Origin of the sequence: Micromonospora sp. NPDC049301, from assembly GCF_040678715.1 — a bacterium.
GTDB lineage: Bacteria > Actinomycetota > Actinomycetes > Mycobacteriales > Micromonosporaceae > Micromonospora.
In genome coordinates this window covers 330,130-342,457 of the sequence record NZ_JBFAQO010000007.1, presented here as the reverse complement: position 1 = coordinate 342,457, position 12,328 = coordinate 330,130, and the positions used below count along the sequence as shown (strand labels likewise).

The window sequence follows — 12,328 nt, the reverse complement described above, 5'->3', positions numbered from 1 at the left end:
CTGGCGGGTTGCGGGCGGTCGCCCGTTGTCAGTGGCCGGCGATCGTGATGCGGACCAGGTTGCGTTCCTTGAGGCCGAACAGGGCGCGCCGGGACGGGTCCAGGGCGAGTTTGGGTTCGCCGCCGAACCACTCTCCGGCCAGTCCGTCGGTGATGGTGGTGACCGTGAACGTCACCAGGTCGATCTTGTAAACGGCGTTGCCGTCGGTGGTGTAGGCGACCCGCCGGACGATGTGCAGGTCCGCACCGCGCGCGCCGACCTTCGTGGTTCGGGTGACCTTGCGTCGTAGCAGGTCGTACTCGAAGAGCACCCCGCTGTCGGTGATGCCGTAGACGGCGAGTGCGGTGTGCGCGAGGCCGGGGATGACCTTTGCCCCGGGCACCGGTTCGACCTGCCAGCACAACCGGCGGCTGCGCAGGTCGAAGGCGGCGAGCCGGGCGGTGGTGGTGACCGGCGGCAGGCCGAGCCCTTCCTGGATGTTCGTGCCGAGGTAGGCGACGCCGGCGCGGCAGGTTACGGCGTAGAGGCTCTGCCGCTCGACGACGGGCCGGTAGGTGTCGAACCGGCCGGTCCGCGGCGCGTAGAGCGCCAGCGTCCCGTTGAGGTGTCCTGGCTCCGGCTGCGTGGTCATGGCGATCAGCCCGGTCGCCTCGTCGTACGCCAGGTCCCGCGGGCGGTCCTGCTGGTTGCCGGTCCTGGCCAGCAGGGTGGCCTCGGGCTCGCCCGCGCGGTGGCGGTAGAGCAGGGCCTGGGTGTACACGCCGAGGTACGTGGCGTCGCGGACGGTCAGCGCCGTCTTGGGTTCGCCTGGTATGCCCAGGCGGGTACGCGTGCCGGTGGCGAGGTCGTGGATGTCCGCGCCGCCCTTACCGCCGACGTAGACGCGCCTCCCGTCGCTGTGCACCGACATGGGCTCCTCGGGCGCGGCCCGGAAGCCACGCTGCACGAGGTTGACGTAGCGCAGCGAACGGTCGGCGGGGTCGACGACGACGATCGCGCCGTCCTGCACGCCGTAGACGAGGCCGTCGCGGACGAGGAGCCGGTGGGTGGCGGCTTCGGGCTGGGCCACGCCCAGGGCCTCGACGGTCCCGCCGTCGATCGCGCAGCGGTAGAGCATCCCTGACGGCCGTCCGGCGAAGTAGACGTAGCCGCCGTGGATGAGCACCGAGGTCACGTACTTCTCGCCAGTGGCCAGCACCCGGTGATCGGTCGGGTCGGCCTTGTTGAGCACGAGCACCTCGCCGTTGGAGGAGATGCCACCGGCCAGGTGGGTGTCGGACAGCGTCAGGCTCGCCACGAAGTCCCGGCCCGCGAGCGCGGCGGGAAGGATGTCGCGCTTGGCTCCGGTCGCCCGGTCGATCGCGATGAGGTGGGCGTGCGCGCCGACGCCCGCGTAGACGGTGGTCTCGTCCGCGGCGATGCTGCGCACGTACGCCTCACCGTCGACCGTCACGCCCAGGTCGCGGCTCTCTCCTGTCGCCGGGTCGTACTCGACGACCCGGCCGGGCTCGGAGATCGCGAGGTAGACCTTGCCGTCCGGTGCGGAGGCGAGGTTCCAGATGAAGTGGTACGGGTAGGCGCCCACCCTGTCGAGGACACCCGTCACCGTGTCGAGCCGATAGAGGTCGGAGCGGCTGTGGGTGCCGACGTAGACGTCGGTGCCCACCCGGCACATCGCCCACACGCCGATTCCGCTGGGGATGTCGGTGTGGGAGGTGACGGCGTCGGCGGCGAGGTCGTAGCCGCCCACGAGGTTGGGCGAGAGGCCGCGGGTACCGGCGTAGAGCACCGAACCGACGAACTCGCCGTTCCCCAGCGGGGTGGTGACGCTGGCCGGGCCGAGATCGGTGACGGTGCCCTCGGGTTCGGCGGCGGCCTGGGCGTGGGCAGGGGCTGACGGGAGCAGTGCCGCTCCGCCGGTGAGCGCGGCGGCCTGCAGGAGATGACGACGGGCGACCATGGGCACTGCCTTTCGGCCGGGACCGGAATTGCGAAGAGTCTAGTACGACTGCCTGCCGCCGGGACATGGTCGAAGAGAAATTCGTTGATGAAGGGAGGGGGACACCTACCGGGAATGCAGCTGCCGGCAGGTGACCGCGAGGCGTTGACGCCGACGAAGAACGCGGCCTAGGGTCATTGCGGCCCTGTCCGATATGGGTCGCGAGGGGTAGCACCAGCAACAGCTCACCGACGCCCGGGATGGATCGCTTATCCCAGGCCTCATCGAGATTCCGGTATCTGACCGTCACGGCTCGGCCGCCGGCTCCCCGGTGGCCGCTGGAAGAGAGGCAGGCGTCCCATGACGAACCGCCGTACCTTGCTCCGCTCCGCCGTCGCCCTCACCGCGGTGCCGGCCCTGCCCGTCGCCTGGACCGCGGGCCCCGCGACCGCCGGCGTCACGACCGGGGAGTCCGCCGCCGGGGTGACCGTGGACCCCTTCGGCATCCCCCTGCGCGACGTACTGCTGATCGGTGGCACCGTCGCCCCCGGCCCGACCGGGACGCCGGTGCTCTGGTCCGCGGTGTCCGGGGAGCCCGCCCGGCTGGTCGCGATCGACCCGCCGACCGGGCGGACCGTCTCCGCCCAGGACCTCACCGGCGCCCCCGGCTCGTACGCGGTGGCCGCCGCACCCGACGGCACCGTCTACGTCGGCGCGTACAACACCGGCGACCTGTATCGCCGCCAGCCCGGCCCGGACAGCCCAATCGAGAACCTCGGCCGTCCACTGCCGTCCGAGACGTACATCTGGCGGATCGCCGTGGACGACGCTGGCATCGTCTATGGCGGCACCTTCCCCGGCGCGCGGGTCTTCGCCCACGACCCGGCCACCGGGACGACCCGCGACTACGGCCAGGTGCTGCCCGGCGCCCAGTACGTCCGCAGCCTCGCGGTCACCGCCGACACGATCTACGCCGGCACCCAGCCGGACGCCCACCTGTTCGAGATCGACAAGCTGACCGGCGAGCAGCGCGAACTCCCGCTGCCCGACGGCCTCGGCGACGGCACCGGCCAGACGGTGTACGACCTCAACGCCCACGACGGCCGCGTGTACGCGCGGTTCGGCTCCGCCACCACCGGCCGGCTCGGCGTGTACGACATCGCCCGGCGGCGGTGGACCGACCTGATCGACGACGTCGCCGGCCTGGACGTCTCCGCACCCGGGCCCGGCGGCCTGGTCTACCTGACCCGCGCCGGGCGGCTCACCGGCTACCACCCCGGCAAGCGGACGTTCACCGACACCCCGCTGGTCTTCCCGGGCCGGGTGGTCAACAACCGGGGCATCGGCTGGGTGAACCTCCACGACCGGGACTGGCCGGGTCGCACGCTGGTCGGGCTGCTCTGGCGCGGCGACATGTTCCGCTGGAACCCGCTCACCGGGCGGGCCGACGTGGTGCCGACCGACGTGCCCGGCGCACCGATCCCCATCGCGGCGCTGCACGTCGGCCCGACCGGCACAGTCTGGCTTGGTGGCTACCTCAACGGCGGCCTGGCCCGGGTGGACCCGGACACGGGCGTGTCGACCTTCCAGCGGTTCGCCCAGGTGGAGAGCGTGCTGGAGACCGGCGACCGGATCTGGCTCGGGGCGTACCCGGACTCCCGGCTGTACCGGTACGACCCGGCCGCGCCGTGGCACAGCCCCGAGTACTCGCCCGGCCTGCCCGGCAGCGCCGACAACCCTGCGAAGCTGCTCGACCTGAAGGCCGCCGACCAGGTGCGGGCGCGGGCGCTGACCGACGCCGGCGACAAGGTCGCGTACGGCACCATGCCCAACACCACCCTCGGTGGCGTGCTGGCCATCGTGGACAAGGCCAGCGGCGCGTCGCGCGTGCACCGGCCGGTGGTCACCGACCAGTCGATCGTCAGCCTCAGCCACGTCAACGGCCTGCTCGTAGGCGGCACCTCCATCTCCGGTGGGTACAGCGTGCCCCCGCCCACCCAGAACGAGGCGATGCTGTTCGGCTGGGACGTCGCCGGCGACGCCAAGACGTTCGAGTTCGTGCCGGTACCGGGCGCGACGGCGATCCCCGCGCTGGCGGTGGACCGCACCGGGCTGCTCTGGGGCCTGGCCGGCGGCCAGCTCTTCGCCGTCGACCTGGCCACCCGCTCGGTCGTCCAGCGCCTCCAGATCGCCCCGGGTGTCGCCGACAGCCGCGGCAAGCTCGGCTACGACGCCCCGCGTCACCTGCTGTACGCGCTGGTCCGCAGCGAGCAGGTGGTGCAGGTTGACCTGGCCACCGGTGCCACGCGGCAGCTGCTGAAGCAGCCGGCGGAGTTCCTCGCCGTGCATCCGGACGGCCGGCTCTTCCTCGGCGCCGGCGAGCACCTGTACCGGGTCACCGTGACCGGCTGACCGCCGCCCGTTCGGCCGCGCACAGCGCAGAGACGGAGACGGGCCGGCGATCCCCCCTCGGGATCGCCGGCCCGCGTCCTGCGCACCGGAATGCGGGGTCTACAGCTGGATGCGGACCAGGTTGCGACCGCGCAGGGCGTACAGCGCCGAGCCGTCCGGGGCGGCGGTGAGCAGCGCCCCGCCGCCGTACCACTCGGCGTTCAGGCCGGTGACGAACGGGGTGACCGTCATCGTCGCCGGGTCCAGCTTCCAGACGTCCCTCCCGTTGGTGCCGTAGATCGCCGATCCGACCTGCACCAGAGTGTTCTGCCCGGACGCGACAGTGGTGGCGGCCACCATTTGGCGGGTCCGCTGGTCGACGGCGAAGAGCACGCCGGTCTCGGTGAGGCCGAGGATCCGGTCGCCGGTGGCGACCAGTTCGACGATCTGCTTCGCGCCGGGTACCGGGCTGATCTCCCAGGTCTTCGTCCGGGTGGCCAGGTCGAAGCCGGCGAGCCGGGCCTCGGTGGCCCGGGGCGTGGTGCCCAATCCACCGTTGATGCTGCTGCCGAGGAACGCGGTGCCGTGCTTGACCGCCACCGAACGGATCGACTGGTCCGGGATGACGTCGCGGTGCACGTCCAGCGCGCCGGCCCGGGGGTCGTAGAACGAGACCGCGCCACCGTGGCGGCCGTACTCCGGTTCGGTGCCGACGACGAGCAGCTTGTCGGCGGGGGACCAGATCGCGTCGAGCGGCCGAGTCTGCTCGTGGCCGATCGTGGTCACCCGGCGCGGGTCGCCGTCGGGTGCCATCCGGAACAGGTACGCCAGCGTGTAGACCGACATCCAGATCTCACCGGCGACCGGGGTCATCGCCTTGGCCTCGCCGGGCAGGAACCGGCGGGTGGAGGTGCCGGCGACCAGGTCGTGCACCTGCACACCGGCCTTGCCGGAGACGTACACCCGGGGGCCGTCGGTGGCGATCGCCATGGCCAGTTCCGGTGCCGGCGGCATGCCGGCCTCGGTGAGGTCGACGCCGGTCAACTCGCCGGTGGTCACGTCGTAGGTGACGACGGTGTTGGTGACCACGCCGCGCAGCTGGTCGCCCGTGACGAAGAGTCGGCCGAAGGAGGCGCCGTCGTAGGGCACGGCCAGGGTGCTGAGCTGCCGGGTGTCCCGGTCGTACCGGCGCAGCGTGCCCGAGGGCCGGGTGCCCACGTAGACGTCGTCGCGGCCGGGGTCGATGGCGATCGCGGTGATGTAGCTGTCCGGAGTCTGCACGACCTCGTAGCGCGACGGGTCCGCGGTGTCGATCAGCAGCATGGTGCCGGTGGGGGAGAGGGCGGCGGCGAGGAGACCGTCCTCCAGGGCGAGGGTGCCGACGAAGGTACGGTCGGCGAACTCCGGTGGCAGGATCTCCCGCTTCGCGCCGGTGGCCCGGTCGATGGCGATCAAGTGGGCGTGCGCGCCGCCCCCGGCGTAGATGGTGGTCGCGTCGACGGCGATGCTGCGCACGTACTGCTCGCCGGGGACGGCGACGCCGTAGTCGCGGGTGGCGCCGGTGACCGGGTCGTAGGAGAAGACCCGGCCGTTGGGATAGGTGCCGCCGTAGAGGACGCCGTCGGGCGCGGCGGCCAGGGCCCAGATGAATTGGTCGGGGGAGACGTCGGCGACCTTGGTGACGGCGGTGCCGGCGGTGTCCACCCGGTACAGGTCCCCCGGGTCATAGGTGCCGACGTACAGGTCGGTGCCGACCGCCGCGGTGGCCCAGGCGCCAGCGCCGGTGGGCAGTTCGTAGCGCCGGTTCACCCGCTGCTCGGCCAGGTCGTAGCCGCCCACCACGATCGGCGTCACACCACCGGTGGCCGTGTAGATCGTGCCGTCGATCAGCTCGGCGCCGTTGACGGAGGTGACCTCGGACGCGGGTCCGAGGTCGGTGACGGTGCCGGGCGGTGCTCCGGCGTGGACGGTTGCCGCCGCGGCCGGCGGCTCGGCGTGGGCGGTTGCCGCCGGGACCGCCAGCGCGGCGGCGGCGAGGGCAAGGGCCGCGGTCAGCGCGGTAAGTCGCAACACGACCTCCAGGGACTCAGGGTTTCGGTCAGGACTGTAACTGCTACAGCCCACCATGTCGGGCGCATCGTGTCGAGGTTCCACCCGTAAGTTCACCACCGATCGTATGCATCGATTGGCGGCTCTGGAATTCCGGACGCCACCGTAATAGGGTGCCGGCATCGTCGAACGTGGAGGTCGCCCGTGTCGTCGTTCCGCCGTACCCTCGTGCCCGTCGCCGTCCTGGCGCTCGCCGCCGCCCTGTTCCCGGCCGCCGCTGCCGCCTCGGCGGTTCCGGCCGGCGCGACGCCCGGCACCGTCACCGACTTCGGTGTCCAGCAGACCGCCCTCACCGTCTTCGAGGCCCACTACGGCACCGGCGCCGAGAACCGGCCGGTCGTCTACGGGGTCCAGATGGGATCACCGGGGGTGCTCAGCGTGACCGACCCGGTGACCCGCGAGCTGCTGGACACCGCCTACCTGCCCGACTCCTCCGGTGCCTGGGGAATCACCCAGACGGCCGACGGCACCGTGTACGCCGGCAGCTACCCCAACGCCCATCTCTATTCGTACGACCCGCAGACCCGGACCACCGTGGACCTCGGCGCCCCGGTCGCCGGGCAGACCGTCCTCTACGGCCTGCGGCCCGGCGCGGACGGCCGGGTTTACGGCGGCACCTACCCCGGCGCGCACGTCTTCTCCTACGTCCCGGGCGAGGGCTTCCGCGATCACGGCCGGATGTACGCCGGCGAGCAGTACGTCGTCGATGTCGCGGTGGACCCCGCGCGCGATGTGCTCTGGGCGGCGGTCGGCACCGCCGGCCACCTGGTCCGCCTCGACCTGGGCACCGGGGAAAAGCGCGACATCTGGCCGGAGGCGCTGCGCGGCGACGCGAACTACCCGTACGACATCAACCTGGTCGGCGGGAAGCTCTTCGTCAAACGCAACAAGCTCCAAGGGCTGGTGCTCGACCCGGACACCGGCGCGGTCCTGGCCGACGGGTTCACCATGGGCTCGCGCGGCACCTCGCCGCTCGCCCCCGACGGCCGGTCGGTCTACTTCACCTCCGGCACCGAACTCTGGCGCTACGACCTGCCGACCGACACCGTCGGACCGGTGCGCGACACCACCGGGGCGCCGGTGCGCAGCGACGGCGCGGGCATCGGGTTCGGCTTCCTCGACGGCCGGCTGTACGCGGTGATCGGCAACTACGCCGGGCAGGCGCTGCGCTACGACCCGGCGACCGGCGCCAGCGAGCGGTACCAGCTGCCGTTCCCGCCGCAGGCCCTGGACATCAACACCATCACCGCCGGCCCGGACGGCCGGATCTGGACCAACCTCTACATCAACGGGAACCTCGCCGTCCTCGACCCGGCCACCAGCACGGCGACCAACGTGGGCCGGCTCGGGCAGGCCGACGGCTTCGGCTGGCACGAGGGCAGGATGTACCAGGGCGTGTACCCGTACGGTGGGGTGCTGGTCTACGACCCGGCCCGGCCGTACCAGCTCGGCACCAACCCGCGCGAGCTGTTCCGCCTCCAGCCCGACGGGCAGAACCGGCCGATCGCCTTCGCCTCGTCCGGAAGCCGGATCTACATCGGCAGCACCCCCGACTACGGCCTGTGGGGCGGTGCGCTGACGGTCTACGACACGGCGACCGGCGCACGTACCACCCGCCGGAACATCGTCGCTGACCAGGGCGTCATCAGCCTTGCCGTGGTCGGCGACCAGCTGTGGGCGGGCACCACGATCAGTGGCGGCGGGGGCACCGTGCCGCGCGCCGCCGAGGCCAAGGTGTTCACGGCCGACCTGGCGACCGGCGAGAAGACCGCCGAGTACACCCCGGTGCCCGGCGCCGACTCGATCACCTCGCTGGTCGCCGCCCCGGATGGGATGATCTGGGGCCTCGCCGACGGCGACGTGTTCGTCCTCGACCCGGCGACCGGCACGGTGACGCACCGCCTCGACGTGCCAGGCCGCTCCTCCGGGGTGGCCGACGAACTCGTCGTCAGCGCCGCCGATGAGCACGTCTACGCCGCGCTCGACGGGTACCTGCACAGAATCGATCCACTGTCGAAGGCTGTGCGGACCATCCGGGACACGCAGACCTACCGGGTGACCCAGGACGGCGAGGGCAACCTCTGGTTCCGCAACGGGGTCAAGGCGGCCAACGGGGCGGTCCAGTACGGCTCGCACCTGCTGCGGTACGTGCCGGAGCCGGACGACTGCCCCCGCTCCGACCTGCGGTCCCAGGTGCACGCGGGCGGCGGGTCCGGCGTGCCGAACAGGTACGCCGAGCGTGGGTGCACGGTCAACGACCTGATTCGCGACGAGGCGCACTGGGACAGCCACGGCGCGTTCGTCGCACACGTCGCCTCAGTCACCGGCGATCTGGTCGAGGCCGGCCTGCTCAGCCGCGGCGAGAAGGACGCGATCGTGGCGGCGGCCGCGAGGTCCGGCATCGGCCGGTAGCCGCCGCGCCGGCAGTTGCTCTCCTGAGCAGGTCATCCCCGGCGTGCCGAGCCACCGCCGGGCGGCGATCAGACGGACCAGCCCCGCTCTCCTCTCGCGGGGAGAGCGGGGGCTGGTCGACGTCGGGGCTCAGCGCGTGAGCTGGTAGAGCTGGCCCCCTCGGGCGTAGTACATAGTGCCGGTGGCGTCCATGGTCCAGACGTCGTCGATCCCCGTCGCCAGCCTCTGGACGGCGAGGGTGGCCGGGTCCACGCACGCCACGGTGGTGCGGAAGTTGCCGCACAGGTCGCCGTTCGGCGCGAAGGCCAGGTGGTCGCTGCGCCACACGTGGTCGACGTTCCAGTCGAACGGCTCCACCTCGACGGTCCTGAGCACCGTCCTGGCCACCGGGTCGAACTCGAACAGCGTCCCGGCGGTGGCGCCCCACACGTGACCGTCCGCGCCGACGATCAACCGGGTGATCGCCTTCGCGCCGGGAATGGGTACGCCCTCCCAGACCTTCGTCGAGGTCGCCGCATCCCACAGGAAGAGCTTCGCCTCGGTCTGCGTCGGTACCGCGCCGAGCCCACCCCAGACGCCGGAGCCGCCCAGCACCAACTCTCCGACCGTGGCCAGGGCGGTGACGCTCTGCTCGGGTACGACGTCGCGGTGCACCTGCTGCGCGCCGGTGGCCGGGTCGACGATCGCGAGCGCGCCACCGAGCTGTCCGTACTCCGGGATCGTCCCGAACGCGATTCGGTCACCGACGCCGGTGATGGCGAAGGGACGGTCCTGGTGGGCCGAGCTGAGCGACCCGAACTGGCGCGGGTTGCTGCCCCGGACGACGGGCCTGGCCGGGTCGAGCTCGAACAGGTTCGCGCCCGGGTAGACACCGGCGTAGATCAGGCCGCGGTACGAGTGCAGCCCTTCGGCCTGGCCCAGTGCGGTGGGATTCTCGGTGAAGGTGCCGGTGGCGGGATCGTACGAGGTGATCCCGCCGCTGGGGTAGGCGCTTGACCAGATCTTGCCGTCGGGGCCGGCTACCACGGTCTGCAACTGGGCGGGCAGGCCCTGCACGCCGGAGGAGACGACCTTGTGCGCCCCGGTCTGCGGGTTGAAGTAGGAGAGCATCCCGCCCAGGCTGATCGTCACCAGCGTCCGGCCGGGCCAACCGTCGGCGTCGAGGTGGGTCCAGCCGAAGCCGCGAGCGGTGCCGAATCCGGTGAAGCCGGTCGGGGTGACGGTGCGGGTGTTCAGGTTGTAGGCCATGAGGCGGCCACCGGTCGATCCGAAGTAGACGTTCTTCTTGGCGTCCGGTGGCGAGACGTTCAACCCGGGGCTGGTGCCCAGGTCGGCGACCCACTCGCCGGTCCTGAGATCGTGGACCAGCAGCCGGTTGCTGTTGGTCAGCCGCGCGAAGAGGGTCTGCTGGTGGACGTCGAGGTCGTAGACGAACTGCTCGGCCCGGTACTGCTCCGGCAGCGGGATCTCGCGGCGGTCGCCGGATTCGACGTCCACCTCCACGATCCGGGCGACGGTGCCCAGGCCCGCGTAGACCTTTCCGTTCGCCACGCCGAGGCTGCGCACGTACTGTTCGCCGGGCCAGACCTGGCCGTAGTCGCGTACTGCCCCGCTGCGGTGGTCGACCGAGTAAACCTTTCCGTTGGGGAAGGTGCCGACGAACACCCGCCGGCCGTCGTTCGCCAGGCGCCACGTGGCGGTCTCGCCCGGTACGGGCGAGCCCAGGTCCTCCACCTGGTCGGCCCCGGGCCGGTAGCGGAAGAGCTTGCTGTCGGCACCGATGTAGGCGGTGCCGTCGGGCATGACCGTGCCGCCCCAGGATCCTCCAGCGCCGGGTAACGGCATTGTCCGGATCACCTCCGCCGTGCGGGTGTCCACCACGCTCAACTCGCCGGTGGTGCCGCGGGCGACGGCGTACGCGTAGTCGCCGGCGGCGGTCGACCCGAACGTCGCGCCGTAGATCGCGAGGTTGTGGTGAGGGGTTCCCACCAGTACTTCTGTCACCGGTGCAGCGCGCGCGGGGACGCCGACGGCGGTGGCGGCGAGCAGTGTCACGAGGGCGGCGAGCGGCGCGGCGCGCCGTGGTCGATCGAGGGCCATGAAACATCCCTTCGTCTATTTTGGCCCTCACCGTAATCATCAATTCGTCGAAGAATCAACATCGGCCCGGAGCGCCGGCGGGGTCGTTGCCGGGCTCGGTCGGCCCCTGTCGGGCGCGGCGAGCGCGACGGGGATCCCGCCCGCGAGCCGGCTGCGTTCCGCCGCGAACGCCATCCGGTGACTGTCCAGGGACTCCTGTGGCCCCGACCGCACCGCGGACCGATCACCGGTCGACACGGCCTCGACGAAGGCCGCCATCAACCGCATGTCCCCTCCGCCGTGGCCGGTTCCGGCGTCCGCCCCGCCGCCCCGCGTGTCGGTGGTGACGGTGGCGCCGGTAACGAAGTCGGTGACGGTGACCTGCTCGCCGTCGCCCTCCAGGTAGCCGTGCGTGCCCATGATGCGGGTGCGCCGGTGACCGCCGGGGGTGAAGGCGCTCATGGTCAGGGTGGCGGTCGCCCCGCCGGCGAAGGAGATCGTCACGCTCTGGTGGTCGGCGACGTCGTTGCCGCCGGTGAAGACACACCGCCCGTACGGGCCGTTCCGCAGCGCCTCGGTCACTCCGGCAGGGGTCAGGTCGCGGGTCACCACCGACAGGGGCCACACCCGACGGTCGGGATCGGCGAGGCAGTCGCGGTAGAAGCGGACGGCCGAGTACGGGCAGTGCGGCTCGACGCGACAGTCGAGGCAGGTGTCGGCGGCGCCGACCGGCCGGTTGCCGGGGTGGAAGTGGTGCAGCCCGCCGACGCTGCTGACCCGTACCGGGGTGTCGTTCACGACGTGGCGGAGCCAGTCGAGGTCGTGGCAGCACTTGGTGAGCAGGCTGCTGGACGAGGTGTCGGCGCGGCGCCAATTGCCGCGCACGTAGGAGTGGGCGAAGTGCCACCAGCCGACCGGCTCCAGGTGTTCCACGCCGACGATGCGGCCGAGCGTGCCCGCCTCGACGTACCGCTTCACCGCCTCGGTGTAGCGGGTGTAGCGCAGGACGTGGCAGACGGCGAGCAGGACGCCGGCGCGTTCCGCCGCCGCGGTGACCGCCTCGCACTCGGCCTCGATCGGTGCGATGGGCTTCTCCAGCAGGACGTGGTAGCCGAGTGCGGCGAAGCGGGCGGCCGGTTCGGCGTGCTCGCGGTCGGGGGTGGCCAGCACGACCGCGTCGGCCAGCCGGGGCCGGGCGGCCAGGGCCTGCCACGAGTCGAACCGGGCGGACGGCGGCAGCCGGTGTGCGTCGGCGAGCGTGGTGCGGTGCGCGTCCCGGGGTTCCGCGACGGCGACGACCCGCGCCTCGTCGGGGGAACGCAGAGTGTAGCCGGCGTAGGTGGTACCGCGGTCGCCCGCGCCGACGATGGCCAGGGAGACGGTCATCGGGTTCCTTCA

General features: G+C 72.0%; 6 protein-coding genes. 2 read left to right on the top strand and 4 right to left on the bottom strand.

Annotation, left to right across the window (positions count from 1 at the left end):
• Nucleotides 1-28: 28 nt before the first annotated feature.
• A complete protein-coding gene (locus tag AB0K07_RS22810; protein WP_363757426.1) occupies nucleotides 29-1,960 on the bottom strand; it encodes a hypothetical protein in 1,932 nt (643 codons plus the stop codon).
• 339 nt (nucleotides 1,961-2,299) lie between these two features.
• Between AB0K07_RS22810 and AB0K07_RS22805 the strand changes: the two genes are divergently transcribed.
• Nucleotides 2,300-4,351 carry a hypothetical protein gene (locus AB0K07_RS22805; protein ID WP_363757425.1) on the top strand — a complete coding sequence of 684 codons (2,052 nt, stop codon included), beginning with the start codon at nucleotides 2,300-2,302 and terminating at the stop codon, nucleotides 4,349-4,351.
• 99 nt (nucleotides 4,352-4,450) lie between these two features.
• Here AB0K07_RS22805 and AB0K07_RS22800 read toward each other — a convergent pair whose 3' ends face one another.
• Nucleotides 4,451-6,403: a hypothetical protein gene (locus AB0K07_RS22800; RefSeq protein ID WP_363757424.1), complete on the bottom strand. Its 1,953-nt coding sequence runs from the start codon at nucleotides 6,401-6,403 to the stop codon at nucleotides 4,451-4,453.
• Between the two features lie 180 nt (nucleotides 6,404-6,583).
• Between AB0K07_RS22800 and AB0K07_RS22795 the strand changes: the two genes are divergently transcribed.
• Nucleotides 6,584-8,851 (top strand): hypothetical protein, encoded by a 2,268-nt coding sequence (locus AB0K07_RS22795; RefSeq protein ID WP_363757423.1) that lies wholly within the window; start codon nucleotides 6,584-6,586, stop codon nucleotides 8,849-8,851.
• Between the two features lie 129 nt (nucleotides 8,852-8,980).
• On the opposite strand, the gene AB0K07_RS22790 is transcribed toward AB0K07_RS22795, so the two are convergent.
• Both AB0K07_RS22790 and AB0K07_RS22785 read right to left on the bottom strand, forming a co-directional pair.
• Nucleotides 8,981-10,840, bottom strand: coding sequence for a hypothetical protein (locus AB0K07_RS22790; protein WP_363757422.1), 1,860 nt, complete (start codon nucleotides 10,838-10,840; stop codon nucleotides 8,981-8,983).
• Between the two features lie 150 nt (nucleotides 10,841-10,990).
• Complete coding sequence (locus AB0K07_RS22785; protein ID WP_363757421.1) at nucleotides 10,991-12,316, bottom strand: Gfo/Idh/MocA family oxidoreductase; 1,326 nt, start codon at nucleotides 12,314-12,316, stop codon at nucleotides 10,991-10,993.
• Nucleotides 12,317-12,328 lie beyond the last annotated feature (12 nt).